The 18386-nt window shown below is 71.5% G+C and carries 15 protein-coding genes; 3 read left to right on the top strand and 12 right to left on the bottom strand.

Going from position 1 to position 18386, the window contains the following annotated elements:
- Positions 1 to 52 precede the first annotated feature (52 nt).
- The gene (locus PIR02_09065; GenBank protein WZH38809.1) at positions 53 to 1033 is read right to left on the bottom strand and encodes an ABC transporter substrate-binding protein; all 981 of its coding nucleotides are present in this window, start codon (positions 1031 to 1033) and stop codon (positions 53 to 55) included.
- A gap of 249 nt (positions 1034 to 1282) precedes the next feature.
- On the opposite strand from PIR02_09065, the gene PIR02_09060 reads away from it, so the two are divergent.
- The gene (locus PIR02_09060) at positions 1283 to 1843 is read left to right on the top strand and encodes a flavin reductase family protein (protein ID WZH38808.1); all 561 of its coding nucleotides are present in this window, start codon (positions 1283 to 1285) and stop codon (positions 1841 to 1843) included.
- Between the two features lie 121 nt (positions 1844 to 1964).
- Here PIR02_09060 and PIR02_09055 read toward each other — a convergent pair whose 3' ends face one another.
- The 11 genes from PIR02_09055 to PIR02_09005 all read right to left on the bottom strand — a co-directional run bounded on the left by PIR02_09055 (position 1965) and on the right by PIR02_09005 (position 16074).
- The gene (locus tag PIR02_09055) at positions 1965 to 2771 is read right to left on the bottom strand and encodes a hypothetical protein (GenBank protein ID WZH38807.1); all 807 of its coding nucleotides are present in this window, start codon (positions 2769 to 2771) and stop codon (positions 1965 to 1967) included.
- Complete coding sequence (locus PIR02_09050; protein WZH38806.1) at positions 2768 to 3997, bottom strand: CoA transferase; 1230 nt, start codon at positions 3995 to 3997, stop codon at positions 2768 to 2770. Before PIR02_09050 ends, PIR02_09055 begins: the two co-directional genes overlap by 4 nt.
- A complete protein-coding gene (locus tag PIR02_09045; GenBank protein ID WZH38805.1) occupies positions 3994 to 4965 on the bottom strand; it encodes a hydroxymethylglutaryl-CoA lyase in 972 nt (323 codons plus the stop codon). The genes PIR02_09050 and PIR02_09045 overlap by 4 nt, the downstream gene beginning before the upstream one ends.
- On the bottom strand, positions 4962 to 6236 hold the full coding sequence (locus PIR02_09040; GenBank protein WZH38804.1) for a hydroxymethylglutaryl-CoA reductase, degradative: 1275 nt from the start codon (positions 6234 to 6236) through the stop codon (positions 4962 to 4964). The genes PIR02_09045 and PIR02_09040 overlap by 4 nt, the downstream gene beginning before the upstream one ends.
- A 121-nt stretch (positions 6237 to 6357) precedes the next feature.
- Entirely contained in the window at positions 6358 to 8121 is a 1764-nt protein-coding gene (locus tag PIR02_09035) for a GAF domain-containing protein (GenBank protein ID WZH38803.1), read from the bottom strand.
- Positions 8122 to 8129: 8 nt separating this feature from the next.
- The gene (locus PIR02_09030) at positions 8130 to 8900 is read right to left on the bottom strand and encodes an ABC transporter ATP-binding protein (protein ID WZH38802.1); all 771 of its coding nucleotides are present in this window, start codon (positions 8898 to 8900) and stop codon (positions 8130 to 8132) included.
- On the bottom strand, positions 8897 to 10669 hold the full coding sequence (locus PIR02_09025) for a dipeptide/oligopeptide/nickel ABC transporter permease/ATP-binding protein (GenBank protein WZH38801.1): 1773 nt from the start codon (positions 10667 to 10669) through the stop codon (positions 8897 to 8899). Before PIR02_09025 ends, PIR02_09030 begins: the two co-directional genes overlap by 4 nt.
- 3 nt (positions 10670 to 10672) lie before the next feature.
- Complete coding sequence (locus PIR02_09020; protein WZH38800.1) at positions 10673 to 11710, bottom strand: ABC transporter permease; 1038 nt, start codon at positions 11708 to 11710, stop codon at positions 10673 to 10675.
- A gap of 4 nt (positions 11711 to 11714) precedes the next feature.
- Positions 11715 to 13304 carry an ABC transporter substrate-binding protein gene (locus PIR02_09015; protein WZH38799.1) on the bottom strand — a complete coding sequence of 530 codons (1590 nt, stop codon included), beginning with the start codon at positions 13302 to 13304 and terminating at the stop codon, positions 11715 to 11717.
- A gap of 80 nt (positions 13305 to 13384) precedes the next feature.
- Positions 13385 to 14965 (bottom strand): hydantoinase/oxoprolinase family protein, encoded by a 1581-nt coding sequence (locus tag PIR02_09010; protein WZH38798.1) that lies wholly within the window; start codon positions 14963 to 14965, stop codon positions 13385 to 13387.
- Complete coding sequence (locus PIR02_09005; GenBank protein ID WZH38797.1) at positions 14962 to 16074, bottom strand: DUF917 domain-containing protein; 1113 nt, start codon at positions 16072 to 16074, stop codon at positions 14962 to 14964. Before PIR02_09005 ends, PIR02_09010 begins: the two co-directional genes overlap by 4 nt.
- A gap of 73 nt (positions 16075 to 16147) precedes the next feature.
- Between PIR02_09005 and PIR02_09000 the strand changes: the two genes are divergently transcribed.
- On the top strand, positions 16148 to 17632 hold the full coding sequence (locus PIR02_09000) for a helix-turn-helix domain-containing protein (GenBank protein ID WZH38796.1): 1485 nt from the start codon (positions 16148 to 16150) through the stop codon (positions 17630 to 17632).
- Positions 17633 to 17690: 58 nt separating this feature from the next.
- A complete protein-coding gene (locus tag PIR02_08995) occupies positions 17691 to 18365 on the top strand; it encodes a hypothetical protein (GenBank protein WZH38795.1) in 675 nt (224 codons plus the stop codon).
- The last annotated feature ends 21 nt before the right edge of the window (positions 18366 to 18386 follow it).

Raw genomic sequence — 18386 nt, 5'->3', positions numbered from 1 at the left:
CGGGAGGGTGTGCGGGGCCGGGATCGGCCCCGCACACCCGGGAAGGGAGGGATCAGTACTTGCGGTCGGGCAGAGCGGCCTTGGCCTGCTCCTGGTCGAACGCCTGGTCCTCGACGATGTAGCTCTTGTCGACGGACTCGCCGGCCACGACCTTCTTGACGACCTCGGCGACCTTGTCACCCAGCAGCGGGTTGCACTCGACGATGTAGTTGAACTCGCCGTCGGCCAGAGCCGTCATGCCGTCCTTGACCGCGTCGATGGTGACGATCTTGATGTCGGTGCCGGGCGTGAGGCCGGCGGCCTTGATCGCGTCCAGGGCGCCGAGGCCCATGTCGTCGTTGTGAGCGAAGAGCACGTTGATGGTCGAGCCGTACTTCTGCAGGAAGCCCTCCATCACGGTCTTGCCCTCCGCGCGGGTGAAGTTGCCCGTCTGCGAGTCGAGCACCTTGATGTCGGTGCCTGCGATGGCTTCGTCGAAGCCGGCGGCGCGGTCGGTCGCGGCCGACGAGCCCGTGGTGCCCTCGAGCACGACGAGGTTGGTGGGCGTCTTGCCGAAGTTGTCAGCCACCCACGTACCCGCGGTCTCGCCCTCCTTCTTGAAGTCGAGGCCGACCCAGCTCGCGTACAGGTCTTCGGGAGCGGAGACCGTGCGGTCTTCGAGGATGACGGGGATGTTGGCATCCTTCGCCTCCTTGAGCACGTCGTCCCAGCCGTCGGTGACGATCGGGGCGAGCACGATGGCGTCGACGCCCTGGTTGATGAAGCTGCGCACCGCGGCGATCTGCGCCTCGGGCTTGTTGTCGGCCGCGTTGAAGATGAGGTTGAAGCCGTTGGCCTCGCTGAACGCCTCCTTCATCGACTCGGTGTTGGCACTGCGCCACCCGCTCTCGGAGCCGGTCTGCGCGAAGCCGACGGTGATGACCTTGTCGTCGCCGCCCCCACCGGCGTTGCTGCCGCCGCCGGCGCAGCCGGACGTCGTCAGGGCGATCGCACCCACCAGCGCGAACCCGGCAAGAATCTTCTTCGCCTTCATGTTGAAACCTCCTCGTTTCGCCGGCATCGATGCCGGTTCATGTGATGCAGCCCCCTCGGGCGGGCTGACTCCTGAATGTTAGCGCTCACACAATCCGTTCTGTCAAGGAATTTTCGCGCGCAAAAGTCACAAATGAGTAAATGTGAAGCCTCACACTCATGGCCCGCGGGGTCGGAAATCCGCCCGGAGCGTGTCGTCGTGTTGCGCCCCGCGGTGCCGACCGCCGCGGAAGCGCCTACCGTTTGAGGTATGACTTCGCTCCCGCACGCCACCCCCGAGGGCACCCCCGCGATCGGCACATCGGTCTCGGCGGACGACTTCAAGCGCGCGTTCCGCGGCCACCCCGGCGGCATCGCCGTGATCACGGCGTACGGCGAGAACGGTCCGGTCGCGCTGACGGCATCGTCAGTGTCGTCGGTCAGCGCCGACCCGCCGTTGCTCATCTTCTCGGTGTCGGCCCTGTCGTCCGCGACGCCGACGATCATCGCCGCCGACACAATCGTGGTGCACCTGCTCGACGCCGAAGACATCGGGCTCGCCCGCACGGCCTCCACCAGCGGCCTCGACCGTTTCGCCGACACCTCGACATGGTCGCGTCTTCCCACCGGCGAGCCGGTCTACCACGGTGTGCGTGCGTGGCTGCGCTGCAAGATCGTCAGCCGGATGGATGCCGGCGGCTCGACCGTCATCGCCGCTCAGGCCCTGCAGGTCGACGTCGAGCGCGACCTCGAGCCGGGCGACCCGGGAGCGGCCCTGGTCTACCACAACCGCGCCTGGCACCGCCTCGGCGAGCACTCGCGGCTCGACTGACCCGCGCACGCGGGTCTCTGCCCACGGGGCCGTGTCGCGCGCCGGCGTCCCCCGGGACGAGGCGCGCGGAGCCGTGTTCTATGAGCTGAACACGACCGCGTTCACCGGCGGCAGAGACCGCTCAGGCCCCGTCGATCTCCGCGGTCGCGAGGATGACGTCCCCCGCGTCGAGGGCGACCACGCGTGAGGCATCGGACGAGCCGCACAGGCGAATCGGGGTGTCGACGAAAGCCGGCGCCGTCATACGCACGCGCAGAGCGGTGATGCTCCGGCCAGGGGCGTGACGACGGGCGGCATCCACGAGCAGCATGCGCAGGAGCGGTCCGTGCACGAGGAGGTCGGCGAGACCCTCGATCTCGCGTGCCCATCGGCGGTCGTAGTGCACGAGGTGGGTGTTGAACGTCAACGCCGAGAACCGGAAGAGCTGCCGCGCGTCGAGGACGATCTCGTCGATCCAGGCCGCCCCCGCCGCCGCGGAGGGGTCCGTCCGCGGGGCGCGGCCCGCACCGGCGGATCCCTCGAGGAATACATCGTGCCAGGTGCTGCGCACCGCGACGTGACCGTCGACGGAGAGCTCCCGTTCGATGTCGGCGAAGACGAGACGACCACCGGAGCCGGTCTTCTCCGTGACCGCGCCCGCGGCGGCGGCCTGCGTCACGACGTCACCGAGACGCAGATCGCGGAAGAACACCGTGTCCTCCCCGGCGTACATCCGGCGGGGCAGGTCGATCTCGGGCAGGATGCCGTCACGTCCGGGCGTGCCGTCGGGGCGGAGGTCGGCCAGAGCCACTGCGAACGGGAAGAACACGCCTTCCCATCCCGCCGGGAGCACGTCGCCGTCGGCACGCGTCGGTTCCTCGGCTGCGAACGTGCCGCGGTAGGCCTCGGCGTGCGCGGCATCCAGGGTTTGCCTCCGGGACGCCGTCATGACAGGGCTCCCGATGCGCGCAGGGCGGCGATGCGGTCGGCGTCGTACCCGGCGAGGCCCGTGAGGACGACGTCGGAGTGCTCCGCGAAGCGGTTCGCGACGCGGGCCGGCGTCGCCGGCGTCGCGCTGAGCTTGATGGGCTGGCCGAACATGCGGAGCGTCCCGAGTCCCCCGTAGTCGGCCTCGACGATCATGTCGCGCTCAGCGGTACCGGGGTCGTCGACCACCTCTCCGATCGTCTTGATCGCGGTGAGGGGGATGACGTCTCCCGCGAGGGCCTCGAGCTCGGCCTTCGTCCGGTCGCGCAGCCACGCGGCGACGACGGGCTTCACCCGACGGGCGTAGATCTCCGGGTCGAACCTCTTGCGCATCGTGTCGATCTCGGGGTCGTCGGCGATCTCGGGCGAACCGAAGAGAGCACAACTGGCCCGCCAGAGCTTGTCGGTGTAGGCCCCGAAGAAGACCTGACCGTCAGCGCAATCGAAGAGCTCGTAAGGGCGGACCCAGGCGTGCTCGTTCCCGGCCGGCGCGGCCTCGACGCCCCGCACCGTGTAGTCGACGACGGCGGTCTCGGTCAGCGCGAGGATGCTGTCGACCTGCGCGACATCGACCATCTGCCCCTCCCCCGTGCTCTCGGCGTGACGAAGGGCGGCCAGGGTGCCGACCACGGCGAACAGGGTCGCCGACAGATCGCCGATCGTGACGCCCACGCGCACCGGGGGCTGCCCCGGATAGCCGTTCATCGACCACATGCCCCCGGCCGCCTGAGCGGTGTTGTCGAAGGCGGGGCGACGGCTGCGCGACCCCGTCTGGCCGTAGCCGGAGACAGCGACGTAGACCAACCGCGGGTTCGCCTCGCGGAGCACCTCGTAACCGACGCCGAGCTTGTCCATCGTGCCGGGGCGGAAGTTCTCGACCAGGATGTCGGCCCGCCGCACGAGGTCGATCAGGGTCTCCGTCCCCCCGGGGGCGGCAAGGTCGAGGCCTACGCCCAGCTTGCCGCGGTTGTACTGCGCGTAATACGCGCTGAACTCCTCGTCGCCGTCGGTCAGATACGGCGGGAAGCCGCGCGAGACGTCGGGGTCACGCGGGTTCTCGATCTTGATCACCGTCGCCCCGAGGTCGGCGAGCATCTGCGCGGCGTAAGGCCCCGCCAGCACGCGCGAGAGGTCGACGACGACGACCCCCGCCAGGGACCCGGATCCGGGGGTCAGGACGTTGCTCATACGGGGGTCTCCTCCGGGAGATCGGAACGGGTGAGGGCCGCGGCGACCCGCGAGACGTGCGGCCGACCGCGCACCCCCGCGAGCCACGCGCTCGTGCGCGCGAGGGCGGCGACGTCGAGACCGGTGCGGATGCCGAGGCCCTGCAGCATCCACACGAGGTCCTCGGTCGCGAGGTTGCCCGTAGCGCCGGGGGCGTACGGACACCGCCCGAGACCGCCGACCGAGGAGTCGAACTCGGTCACCCCGTTGCAGAGGCCCGCGTACACGTTGGCAAGAGCCTGACCGTACGTGTCGTGCAGGTGGAGGGCGAGGGCGGAGCGGGGGATGCCGGCGGCCGAGACCGCGTCGATGACCCGCTCCACGTGTCCGGCCGTCGCCACCCCGATCGTGTCGCCGAGGGCGAGGGTGCGGCATCCGGAGTCATGGAGGGCGGAGGCCGCGTCGACAGCGGCAGAGATGTCGACATCGCCCTCCCACGGATCGCCGAAGGCCATCGACACGTACCCGCGGACCGGGAGCCCCTCGGTGCGTGCGGCCCTGACGACGTCGGTCGCGCGGGCGATCGCCCCCGCACGGTCGGTGTTCAGGTTGGCGCGCGCGAAGGCGTCCGTGGCGCTGACCACCACCGCGACCTCGCGGATCCCGGCTGCGAGCGCGTCGTCGAGCCCACGTCGGTTCGGGACGAGGGCGACGCCGCGGCGGCCGGTCGGGATGTCGACGGATGCCACCACCTCCCGCGCATCGGCCAGCTGCGGGATCCACGAGGGCGGGACGAAGCTGGTCAGCTCGAGCGCCTCGACGCCGGCGGCGTACAGCCGACGGCACAGGTCGGCCTTCACCGGTGTGGCGACGACGTCGGTCTCGGCCTGGAGCCCGTCGCGGGGACCGACCTCGAAGACGGTCACCTCGGCCGGCATCCCCGGGCGGGGGACCACGCGCGGAGACGACCGCGGGGCGGGGGCCGTCACGACGAGCACCCGCGCAGTTCGCCGAGCACCTCGCGGGCGTACTCGACGCGGATGCGCCCGTCGGCGACGATTCGCTCGGCGACCGTTGCGATCTCGTCGATCGCGGCGCCCGCGCTCGCGGCGATCGTGCGCGCGTGAAGGGTCATGTGCCCGCGCTGGATGCCCTCGGCGGCGAGCGCGCGGCACGCGGCGAGGTTCTGTGCGAGACCCACCGCCGCGATCGCGGCTGCGAGCTCTCTCGCGGAGTCGACGCCGAGCAGCCGTACCGCGGCGCGCGCGGCGGGGTGTGCGCGGGTCGCTCCTCCGACGAGTCCGACAGCGAGGGGGACCTCGAGGGTGCCGACGAGGTCGCCGTCGGCGGTGCGCTCGAAGCGCGAGAGCGCGCGGTAGCCCCCGGTGCGGGCCGCGTGGGAGTGGCATCCGGCCTCCACCGCCCGTGTGTCGTTTCCCGTGGCGAGGACGACGGCCGAGATGCCGTTCATGATGCCCTTGTTGTGCGTGGCGGCGCGGTATGCGTCGGCCTCGGCGAACGCGCTGGCCGCCTCGATGTCGGCGACCACCTGCGGACCGCCGAGCATCTCCGCCGGGAAGACGGCGCGGGCGCGGGTGAGGCGCAGATCGGCCTTGTTCGTGAGGATCCGCAGCAGTGTGCGGGCCCCGGCGATCTCGGCGATCCGGGGGGCGAGCGCCTCGGCCATCGTGTTCACGGCGTTCGCGCCCATCGCGTCGCGGACGTCGACATGAAGGTGCACGATGACCTGCACGCCGGTCCGGGTGGCGAGGGTGCGCACCGCGATGTCGATCGCGCCGCCGCCGAGCGACACCAGGACGGGGTCTTGCGCGTCGGCGAGCGCCAGGAGCTCTTCGCGTGCCTCGAGAAGTCGGAGGCGCGCACCCTCCGGATCGACCGCGTCGAGCACCTGCACCTGCGCGATCATCACCTCGCCGGTCGATGAGGTGACGAATCCGCCGGTCGCTCGAGCCATCCGCGCGGCGTTGGACGCGGCGGCGACGACGGAGGGCTCCTCCGTCGCCATGGGGATCAGGCGATCGACGCCGTCGATGCGGAAGTTCGTGGCGATGCCGACGGGGATGCCGATGAGACCGACGACGTTCTCGACGAGGTGGTCGGCGTGCGAGAGGCTCAACCCCGCGTCCGGGTCGAGCGAGTCCAGCTCGGCCGCCGTGAGACCCGCGGCCTCAGCGACGAGGGCTCGGCGTTCGAGCGGCGCGTGATCGCGCAGACCCGAAAGACGGCTGGTGGGGGTCACGGGGTCTCCTTCGCAGACGGATTCCGCCGCGACGACGGCGGCGTCTCCTCGAACGGTAGGGCGCATTCCTCCGGGCGCATATGGATCCGCGCCCCACCGAAAAGCGGCGCGGATGGGTCGCTCACCCATCGCCCTGACCGCTCAATCGCTCGCGGAGGGCGTCGAGGCGGACGGCCGTCGAGAGACGGAAGAACCGTTCGTCGTCGCGCCAGTCCTCACCCAGGAGCGTGTCGAGTTTCTCCAGCCGCTGCAGGATCGTGTTGGTGTGGAAGGTCAATGCCCGCGCCGTGCGCGTGGGACTCGCGCCGTGCCGGACGAAGGCACGCAGCGTGGCGAGCAGCTCGGTGCCCCGTGCCGCATCATGACGACGCACCACGCCGAGCGTGGAATCGAGGAACGCGTCGAGCGCGCGTCGATCGGCCCCGATCGTCGCCGCATAGGGCAGGAGATCGTCCGCGGTCACGAGAGCGTTCTCCACTCCGAGCGCGCGAGCGAGCGCGATGGCGGTGCGCACATCGGAGGCCGCCCGCGCAACCTCTCCCGGTGCGGCGTCAGCGGTGACGGCCAGCACGTTCGCGCCCACGGCCCGCCCCACCTGGCGGTACAGCGCCGTGTCGAGGGGCGCATCGTGTACCGCGACGACCAGGGCGTTCCAGTCGCCGACGAGCGCGGCCGCCCCGAAGAGCGGAGCCAGGATTCGCGCGGCATCGGCCCGTCGCTCCCCCGCGAGAGAGAAGGCGGTGACCGCGCGCAGTCCGGCCTCCTCGAGGCCGGCGCGCCGGAGTGCCGCGGCGACGTCCGCCCGCCGCTGCGGCGACGCCGTGACGACCTCGACCAGGAGATCCGAGCGGGCGCGATGATCGGCGGCGGCCACCGCTTCCTCCGACAGAGCGAGCAGCGCCGCCACCTGCCCCGCGCGCTCCACCGTCCGCACATCGACGTCGTCGAGGGCTCGCTCCGGCACGCCCACGATGATCGCCCCCAGCGCGCGTCCGCCGCCCGCGACCGCGCTGACGATCCCTCCGTCGGCTGGCCGCACGGGCAGGCCCTCCGCCCGACTGCTCGCGATCGCGCGGACGACGTCGGCCGCCTCGGCCGTCACGTCGCCGCGTCTCGCGCGCACCGCGCCCTCGGCATCCACGATCATCACCGGCGCCTCCAACGCCGTCGACAGGGCCGCAACCACCGGTTCGAGGCCTCCTCCGGCCAGAACCGCGTCGACCAGTTCGCGGTGCACCCGGTTGGCCCGGTCGCGTGCGGCGACGTGAGCGGTGAGCTCGGCCACAGCGGCCTCGGCGCGCTCCGCCTGACGTCGAGCGTCGGCGAGCGCGGCCGCTGTCTGCAACACGACCGACGCGTGGTCGGCGAGGGCGGTGAGCACCGCGATGTCGTCGGGTGTGAAGTCGCGCTCGCGGCGCTCCGCGACGAACAGCACCCCCAGCACGCGGGCGTCGGAGAGCAGCGGCACGCCGAGGAGGGAGACGATGCCCTCTGCTTCGACCGCGGCATCGATCCCGTCGGCGTGACGCTCGGGCGCGACGGCGTCGTAGCGACGCAGCGCCCGCGGCAGGCGTGTCTCGGCGATCGCGCTCACGAGGCCGCGGCCCGCCGGCACGACGAGATCGCGCAACGCGGCGGTCACCGCCCCGCGGGTCGCCCGCACCCGGAGCGTCGCGTCGACGCCGTCGAACTCGGACAGGTAGGCGACGTCCGCGGCGAGCAGCTCCTGCGCGCGTTCGACGAGACGTTCCAGCACCGCGCCGGCGTCGCGGACGGCGGTCAGCTCCCGCGCACTCGCGTACAGAGCGGTGAGTTCACCGGTCCGACGGCGGAGGGCCTCGACCTCGCTGTCGAGGTCGTCCGCGGGGCGGGCGGGGTGGTTCACGGTCCGGCTCAGTCCGTGGTCATGCGCACGCCCAGCACCGGGACGGCGTCGAGGAGGTCGAGCGTGTAGGGCTCGGTGGGAGCGGCCAGCAGCTGCTCGGTCTGCCCCGACTCCACGATCCGGCCGTGACGCATCACCGCGATCTCGTCGCTGATGTATCGCACGACGGCGAGGTTGTGCGAGATGAAGAGCATCGACAGCCCGAAGCGTTCCTGGAGTTCGCGCAGGAGGTTGAGCACCGAGCCCTGCACCGACACGTCGAGGGCGCTGGTGACCTCGTCGGCGATGAGCACGCTCGGCTCCCCCGCCAACGCGCGGGCGATCGTGATGCGCTGACGCTGTCCGCCGGAGAAAGCGGCCGGCATCTCGCCCGCGCGGTCCGGATCGAGGTGCACGAGGCCCAGCAGCTCGCGGACACGGGCCACCCGCGCATCGCGCGTGAAAGTCTTCCCCGTCGCGCGCAGGGCCTCCGCGATCGACTCGCCGACGCTCATCCGCGGATCGAGGGCCGAGAACGGGTCCTGGAACACCAGTTGCAGGCGCCGTCGCGCCTCTCGCGCGGACTTTCCCCGACCGGATGCCACGACCCCGCCGACCCGCACCTCACCGGCGGCGGGCGGCACGAGGCCCACCACGGCGGCGGCGATCGTGCTCTTGCCCGAGCCCGATTCCCCCACGAGGCCGAGCGTGCGCCCGGCCGGGACGACGAGCGAGACGTCGTCGACGACGGTGCTGCGGCCGTACCGCACGGACAGGCGGTCGATCTCGAGGGCGTTCACACCCCCACCTCCTCGGCGAGGGCGGCCGCGGCGAGGTCGGAGGGGATCACCGGAAGCGGCCGCGTGCGGTCGGATGTCATGTCGGGCAGGCAGGCGATGAGCGCGCGCGAGTAGGGATGCGTGGCGTCCTCACGGATGCGTTGCGCGTCGAGCTCTTCGACGATGAGGCCGTCCTTCATGACCAGCACGCGATCGCAGAACGCCGAGACGAGGGCGATGTCGTGGGAGATGAACACGATCGCGGCGCCCGTGTCGCGCTGCGCCCGCCGGAGCACGCCCATCACCTGGCGCTGCACCGTGACGTCGAGCGCGGTGGTCGGCTCGTCGGCGATGATGAGCTTCGGGCGTCCCGTGAGTGCCTGACCGATCATCGCGCGCTGACGCATCCCGCCGCTGAACTGGTGCGGATACTGCGACAGTCGCCTGGCGGCATCCGGGATTCCGACAGCCTCGAGGGCCGCGGCCGCGTGAGCTCGCGCCTCGCTTCGCGACATCTTCAGGTGCACCTCGGGGACCTCGGTGAGCTGGCGACCGATGGTGAGCGCGGGGTTGAGCGAGGTGAGCGGATCCTGGAACACCATGCCGAGCTCGACGCCGAGGGTCGAGCGGTCGGCCGCGGAGAGCGGGCCGGTCATGTCGATCCCGGCGAAGCGGTGCGCACTCGTCGCGATGCGGGCATCGGAGCCGAGCAACCCCGCGAGGGCCATGGCCGTGAGCGATTTGCCCGACCCGGATTCCCCCACGATCCCCACGACCTCACCGGGGAGGACGCGCAGGCTCACTCCGCGCACACGCTCGACCTCGCCGCCGTCGGCGGTGCCGAACGCGACGCGCAGGTCGGCGATCTCGGCGACCGGCTCGCCCGGGAGCAGTTCGGGCCGGGCCGACGCGGCGCCGCCCGCCGGGCGACGGGTGGGAGCGACCGCCCCGAGCGCACGCCGCCCGACGGCCCGCGTGCCCGAGCCCGGCGCGTCGCCGAGGGTCTCGCTGACGAAGGTGAACACCAGCCCGGCGAGCACCACGGCGATGCCCGGTCCGATCGCGGCGAGCGGGTTGACGTAGATGCGGGTGATGCCGTCCTGCAGCAGTCGCCCCCAGTCGTACTCGGGAGCCTGCACGCCGAGGCCGAGGAACGACAGCCCCGCGAACGACAGCAAGGTCACGCTCGCGGTGGCCGCGGCGTTGACGAACAGCGGGTTGGCGATGTTGGGCAGGATGTGGCGGACCAGGATGCCGAACGGCCCCACGCCGACGACCCGGGCGGCGCGGACGTAGTCGCGGCCCGACACCGACGAGGCGAGGTTGTAGACCAGTCGCGCCATGAACGGGATGCCGGCGATGCCGATCGCGAACATCGCCGTCACGGCGCTCGCTCCCCAGATGACGGTGAAGAACAGCACCATGAGCAGCCAGGGGAAGGCCAGCAGCACGTCGAGCAGTCCGGTCGCGAGGCGGCGAACGGGCCGCGGCAGGATCACGGCGATGAGCCCGTAGGCGATGCCGCCGACGGTGGAGACGACGGTCGCGCCGAGCGTCAGCAGGAGGGAGATGCGCGCAGCCACGAGCACGCGCGCCAAGATGTCGCGGCCCAGGTCGTCGGTGCCGAACGGGTGCGCGAGGCTCGGCGGCAGGAGCCGGTCGGGGACATCGGAGGTCTCGGCCGCGGCGAGGAAGAGCGTCGGCCCCGCCACGGCGAGGAAGAGGAACAGCAGCACGCCGAGGAGAGCGGCGATGCCCGCCGGGGAGAGGAGTCGCGAGCGCCAGGTCATGGGTCAGCCCTCCGTGATCGAGGACCGCGGGTCGACGGTCACGAGGATGAGGTCCACGACGAGGTTCACGCCGAGGATGATGAGCGCGTAGACGACGACGAGTCCCTGCACGATCGGGTAGTCCTTCGCCCCGACCGCCGGGACCATCACGCCGCCCATTCCGGGAATGGCGAACACCGTCTCGATCAGCACGGTGCCGGCGATCATCCCGCTGAGCAGCAGACCGCTGACGGTGAGCGAGGCGGTGATGATGTTCGGCAGCGCGTGGCGGAGGTAGATGAGACGTCCCGGCAGCCGCTTGGCGCGCGCCGTGATCATGTAGGTCGCGCCGAGCACTCCCGACATCTCGACCTGCACGATGCGCGCGAGGTACGCCATGGGGCCGAGAGCGAGGGCGAGCACCGGGAGCACGGCATCCTCGGGCTTACCCCACCCGGCGGCCGGGAGCCAGCGCAGCTGCACGGCGAAGAGGGCGATGAGACCCACCGCGAGGAGGAAGCCCGGGACGGCGATGAGCATGCCGAGGACGCCGGAGATGAGGGCGTCGGCGACCCGGCGGCCCGGGCGCTGCAGGGCGACGGCCGCGCCGATGCCGAGCGGGACGGCCGCGAACAGAGCCAACAGGAAGCTCAGCACTCCGAGCGTCACCGTGGCGGGGAAGCGCTGACCGATGGTTTCGGAGACCGAACGGCCGGTGCGGATCGAGTCGCCGAAATCACCGCGGAGGAGATTCGCGAGGTAGTCGAAGAACTGTTGCGGCAGCGGCTTGTCGAGCCCCAGCTCGGAGCGCGTGGCCGCGACGAGTTCCGGAGACGCCTGGATGCCGAGAGCCGCGCGCACCGGATCCCCGGGCACGAGGTGGATGAGGAAGAAGGAGGCGACGACCACGACGATCAGCGACACGAGCAGGCGCCCGAGTCGGCGGACGAGGAAGGCCGCGCGGGGCGAGAGCTGACGGCCGCGCCCCTCCGCCCGCACCGCGAGGGCGGCGGTCGGAGCGCCGGCCAGGTCGGCGACGGCGGGCGGAGGGGTCGCGGTCATGGGGTCAGCCCTGCATCCGGATCGAGGTCGGGTTGAGGAAGTTTGGCTGCTCGAACGTCGCGCCGCTCATGTAGTTCGGCAGGATGTTGTCGATGACCGGGAAGGTGTCGAAACGGTCGATGAGCTTCTTCTCGGCCTGCTGCCACAGTCCGCACGCCGCGTCCGGAGTCGCGGTCTTGGCCTGGGTGGCGAGCTCGTTGTACTCGGGGTTGTTCACGAACATGAAGTTCAGACCGCCCTGGTCGGGGGTCGCCCCACCGAAGAACAGGTCGAGCACGACGGGGCTGCCCGGCGCGATCTGCACCCACCCCGTGTCCCAGTCGAAGCTCGTGTAGAGCTGGTCCGACCACGCCGCGGCGTCGTTCGCGGACAGCTCGGTGACCACGCCGAGCTTGTCCCACGTCTCCTTGACCAGTTCGGCGGCGGGAGCGTGCGAGGCGGTGGGAGCGTCGTAGATGAACTTCACGGTCAGCGGCTGTCCGTTCTTCTGGCGGATGCCGTCGGACCCGAGCACCCAGCCCGCCTGGTCGAGCAGTTCGCCCGCGCGGTCGAGGTCGGTTTCGGGGAGGGTCCAGCTGGGCGGGTCCTGCACGCACAGCAGGGGCGTCTTCATGACGAGCCCGCTGGAGGGCAGCCCGGTGGCACCGGCGATGACGGGACCGACCTCGTCGCGATTGATCGCGGTCGACAGGGCCTCGCGCACGAGCGGGTCGGAGAAGGGACGGCCCTCGCGCTCGTTGAAGAGGATCTGTCCGACGGGGTTGCGCACGCCCGCGTACTCCAGACCGGCACCCTGCAGGCGGTCCTGGTCGGGTCCGGTGACGACGCCCGTGTTGAGCTCGCCGGAGAGCAGGAGGTTGGTCACCGTGCTCTGGTCGGAGACGATGCGCGTCTCGATGGTGTCGGGAAGACCCGCGGTCTCGCTGGTGACGTCGTACGGGCCCCAGGTGTAGTTGTCACGCTTGGTGAAGACGTAGGCGTCGCCGGGACGCGCTTCGCTCAGCTGGAACATGCCGGTGCCGTTGGTCGTGTCCGACAGGGACGGGATGTCGGCGAGACCCGCGTCGCACACCATCATGATCGTGCCGATGTTGATCGCGAGGAACGGGTCGTTCACGGTGCTCGTGACCGTGACGACGTTGCCGTCGGCGGTGGCCGAGACGGCGTCGGTGATGACGGTGCCGTACGAGAACGTCGCGTTGGCGGGGTCGGCGTTGTAGGTGATGTTGTCGGCGACGGTCTGGCCCGTGAAGGCCGACCCGTCGGCACAGGTGATGCCGTCCTTCAGCGTGAAGGTGGCGGAGGTGCCCTCGTCGGTCCAGCTCGACGCGAGCCACGGCTCGTACTCGCCGTCCGGGGTGACGTAGATGAGCGACTCGTAGGCGATGGTGACGACGTCGAAGGTGTCGGGGGAGACGGCCTTCATCGGGTCGAGGTCGCCCGGGTCGTCGCTGATGGCCTTCACGAACGTGCCGCCCGAGACGACGTCTCCTCCGCCACCCCCTCCGTTGTCAGCGGGGGCGGCGCACGACGCCAGTGTCAGTGCGAGGAGAGCGATCCCGGCCGCGGCCGGGACGAGGATGCTGCGTTTCATTGCCTTGCTCCTTCAATCGGGTGAAGCGTCGGTGGTGCAGGGGTGGGCGGTGCGGCTGGGGCGGGTGGTGCGGTGCGGGGTCAGCGCGCGGGGATGGGCGCGGCAAGGTGGCTCAGAGGACCGGCGGCTTTCACCGAGACCTTGAGGGTGGGGCGCGCCGTGTATGACAGCGCGGTCTCGAGGACATCAACGATCTCGACCGCGAGGGGATCGGCCCCCGCCTGGATCGCCTTCGCGATCGCCGCTTCCGAGGCGGCCGCGATCGCGGCATCCCGGTCGTCGGCATCCGAGATCTGCTCCGCGCGGCCTCCGGCGAGCGAGATCGCCGCACCGACGGCATTGGCGACGTCGGCCCGATCGGGGCGCAGCACGTCGCCGGCTCCGGTCAGGTCGTCGGGCACGAGCTGGGCACCGCCACCGACGACGATGAGCGGGAGGTCGACGCGACCGAGCGACAGCCGCTCGACGGCTTCCTCGATGCGCTCGTGCGCGTGGGCGAGGCCGCGAGCCAAGAGGTCGCGCTGACCGCTCGAGAGCGACGGGAGCGCGTGCCCCCGGATGCCGTGCCCCGCCGCCGCGGCGGCATCGGTGAGGGTGAGGGTCGATCCGCCGAATACGAGTCCTTCCTCGGCGATGCGGTACCCCACCGACCCGGGGCCGACGGCGCCGGTGCGCGGGTCGATGATCGTGCCGCCGCCGATGCCGAGGCTCAGGATGTCGGGCATGCGGAAGTTCGTCCGCACGCCGCCGATGTCACGGGGAAGGGTCGACTCGCGGGGGAATCCGTCGACGAGAACGCCGAGGTCGCTCGTGGTGCCGCCGACGTCGACGACGATGGCGTTCTCGACGCTCGAGAGGAAAGCGGCTCCGCGAAGGGAGTTCGCCGGTCCCGACCCGATCGTCAGCACGGGGTAGCGCACCGCGTAGTCGAGCGACATGAGCGTGCCGTCGTTCTGCGCGAAGAAGGTCGAGACGTCGAGCCCCTCCTCGGCGACCACGTCGACGAGAGCTCGTGTCACCTCGCTCGCGACGCTGCGGAGAGCCGCGTTGAGCACCGTGGCGTTCTCGCGTTCGAGCAGGCCGTCGGGCCCGATGTCCTGGCTGAGGAACACGGGAACGCCCTCGCCGAGGTGGTCGAGGACGAGCTGCTCGACCTCGCGCTCCTGCTCGGGAGAGGAGGGCGCGAAGATGCCGCACACGGCCACGCTGTCGAAGCGCCCGCCGAGCCCGTCGAGGAAGCGGCGGATGCCGTCGCGGTCGAGGGGAGCGATCGGGGTGCCGTCGACCATGTGCCCGCCGCCGAGCATCGCCGCTCCGGCGAGAACCTGGTCGCCCAGGTCGGACGGCCAGCCGGTCAGCGGGGGCCACTCGGTGGCGGCGGGGGCGCCGAGGCGGACGAGCGCGACGCGGTCGAGTCCCCGTCGCGCGACGATCGCGTTGGTGGCGTGGGTCGTGCCGAGCATCACGCGCGACACCCGCTCGCGGTCGGCAGCCAGCTGCGCCAGGACCGCGGCGATCCCGGCGCGGATGCCGCCGATCACATCGGCCGTCGTGGGCTGCTTGGTCCACGCGATCACCGAGCCCGCGGCATCCACGACGACCGCGTCGGTGTTCGTGCCGCCGACGTCGACGCCGAGGGACAGGTCGCGAACGGCGCTCATCGCGCGTCCTTCCGTTCGAAGGGCACGTACGGCAGGTCGTAGCCGAACGCCCGGGGACCGGCGATCTCGAGGCCGCGGTCGGAGCGCCACAGCGGGTCGCACGCCCACGCCAGCACCGAGACCCGCTGGCCGTAGCGCAGCATCTCGGTCGAGATCGCGTGCCCCGTCTCGATGTCGACGACGGTGATGAGGTCGGGCACGGTGGCCAGCACCTCGCCGTCTTCGAGGACGACGAGGTTCTCGTTGCGCAGTTCGATCCGCTGAAGGCGACCGCGATCGGTGCCGATGCCGGCGATCGTGATCGACCCGCGGACGAATCCCCCCTCGGTGCGACGCGAGAGGTCGACGATCTTGCCCGAGATGAGCACGTCGGCATCCAATTCGTCGGCGACCGCGGCCACCGGCTCGCTGGCGGTCAACAACGCTCGCCCCACGCGGATGGCCGTGCTGATGGTGCCCGGGATGACGGCACCGCGGGCCGTCTCGGCGGTGAGCAGGTAGTGGGCGCCGAGGCAGATGCCCCCCGCCGCGACGGTGACCGCGCGAGCGTGGCGCTCGAGCCAGCCGAGGTCGACGGTGCGCAGGGTCACGACGTTGCCGACCACGTCGCTGAGGACCGCGAACTCGCACGGGACGCCGGCGACGTTGGTGGAGATCATCGTGGCCTCGGGGAACGCGCGGCCCATGCCGTCGGCATCGAGGAGCGCGACGCCGAGGCGGGCTGCCCAGCCGGCGGGCGAGACGCCGTTGCTGCCGCCGATCTCCGCGGGCATGATCGCCGTGATCTCGCGGCCCGCGACCCGCTCGGCCTCCCGCAGGAGCGTCTCGACCTGCTGCACCGACGAGAGCATCTCGATGCCGACCGTCGGGGCTCCGATGCCGCTCATCATGATGACGGCGTCGTCGGGACCGAGGTCGTCCAGGCTCAACAGCCGCACGGGACCGTGTTCGCGGATCGCCCGCTCGGTCGTCATCTGCGAGGTGTAGACCGCTCCTCCACCTCCGGTGCCGAAGATGGCCGCGCCCGCGGCGAGCGCGGCGATGTCGTCGGCCGTGACGTGCTCGGGGACGCGGGCCGTGGTCGGCGGACTGAGGGACGGGGATGCCATGACACGACCCTAGGCACCCCCTCGACGCCCGACAATGTGCTCAGACGACAGGGAATCGGCGTACATTGTGCTCGTGGCACAGCTCACCACCGCCGATCTCCTCGCTCAGGCCGAGCGCCTCGGTGTCGCGCGCGCCGCGGGGCCCGCGGGCGGGGCGGCGATCGACCGGGTCGACGTCACGACCCTCGCCGACCTCCCGGCCCTACCGGCGGCCACCCTCGCCGTCGTCGCGGGCGACGAGCCGCCCGCCCCCTACCTCGTCGACGTCGCACTCCGTCAGGCCAGCGCTCGGGGGCTGGCGGGACTCGTGATGCCCGTCGGCTTCACCGCCACCGAGACCGCGGCCGCCCTCGCCGCGCGGGGAGGCGTGCCCGTCCTGGTCTCCCTCGCCGCCCGGGCTCCCGACCTCGCCGTGGCGATCGACCGTGTGATCAGCGGCGGGGCGGCCGAGTCGATGACGCGCGCCGCGTTCGCGGTCGAGAAGGCGACGCAGGCCGCGGCGAGCGGCGAGGGCGACACGGTCGCGGCGATCCTCGAGTCCGCGGGGGCCGCCCTGGGCGTGCGGGTGAGCCTGCGCGAAGACCTCTCCACGTCGTGGACAGACGCCGACGCCGTCTTCGCCGGCGAGGTACCGATCGGGCGGCTGGTCGCCGAGACCTCCGATCCCGCCGCGACCGTGGCGCTGCCGGTGGTCGCCTCCCTCGTCTCCCGGGCGATGCAGCGCAACCTGCAGGACCGCTTCGCCCCGAACCAGTCGCGCGCGGACCTCATCGTGGAGCTGATCCTCGCCGAGGCCGGACGCGTCGACGGCTTCGTGGCGCCCGCGGCCCGCTTGGGTCTGCCCCTGCAGCTGTCGCACGCGGTCGCGTGGATGCGCCCGCAGCATCGCACCGACCCGGGCCTGCGCGCGCCGCGGTTCGTCGAGGCGGCGCTCGAGCTGTTCACCCTGCAGCTCATCGAAGACCGGCCCGAGCTGTGGCACATCGCCTTCCTCCAGGACGACGTGCTCGTGGTCAGCAGCGAAGACCACGGTGCCGGCGACCACCAACGTCGCCTTCGCGACATCGTCCTGCGTGTGCAGGCCCAGGCACGACGTCTCGCCGGCGACGACTGGACCTACACGGTCGGCCTCGGCACTCCGCAGACGGGCGCCGCGGGCCTGCGACAGTCGGCCGCGGAGGCGCGTGTCGCGGCCGATTCCGCGATGGCCGCCGGACGATTGGATGCCATCGAGCTCACCGACGTGACCGGGCTCCGGCGCCTGCTGCTCGACTTCTACGCGTCGCCGGTGAGCCGCAACCTGCTCGACGACATCCTGCATCCTCTCGACGCGCTCGGCCCCGAGCGGTCGACGACGGCGGTGCGCACGCTCCTGTCGTATCTCGGCAACCGCAACTCGCTCGCCCAGGCGGGGCGCGAGCTCAACCTGCACCCCAACGCCGTCGGCTACCGCATCCGGCGCGCTCGCGAACTGCTCGACGTCGACCTCGACGATCCCGACACCCGGTTCGCGGTGGAGCTCGCCTGCCGGGTTCGGCTTCTGGGCGCGGGGCGCTAGGCGGGCACGGCCGCACGAGCCCCTCGCAATCCGCCCGCCATCGGCGCACACTGGATCGATGGAGTTCGCCGGTGTGATTCCCCCAGACGCCCCCGATCCGAGCATCGCCGCGAACGAGCGCGTGCGCGCCCTCCCGTTCCGCATGGTGGGGCTGCGTCCACAAGCAGCGCTGACACCTCTGGCGATCCCGGGCATCACCGAGACCGCGTATGCCACGGGCACGGCACGCACGACGGTGGCGCTGTCGTACACGCTCTGGCGCTACCCCGACGACCGTGCCGATCCCCGCAACGAGGTCGATGTGGACGAGGACCTCCGTCGCTCCATCGAGCAGGAGCCGCCGTGGGGGCGACCGGACTGGCTGCGCGAGCAGGCCCGCGTCTTCCTCTACCCGATGCTGTGGGAAGCGGTGCGCACGACCTCCCACCGCGAGCCGAGCCCGGTCGCGGACGAGCTGATCGATCACGCCAACCACGTGCTGCGCAATCGGTTCCGAGAGGAGCTGGGCCTGCCCGCCGGGCCCGGGGGCGGCGATGCGTGGAAGGTCAGTCCCACGGGTCTCGGACCCGCGACCCTGCGGGTGGACGGAGAAGAGCGCCCCGCCGTTCGCATAGACACCGACCCGTTCGTCGTCGGTCTGGGCCTCGCTCTCGACCCGCACACCGTCTGCACCGTCGTCGTTCCGCGAGACGACCTCGGGGCGTTCGATCTGGAGCTCGTCACGGTCGAGTGACCAGCGAGGGGTGAGGTGCGG

The organism is Microbacterium enclense (assembly GCA_038182865.1).
In the GTDB taxonomy this organism is placed as follows: Bacteria; Actinomycetota; Actinomycetes; order Actinomycetales; family Microbacteriaceae; genus Microbacterium; species Microbacterium enclense_B.
This window is presented reverse-complemented; position numbering and strand designations above follow the sequence as displayed.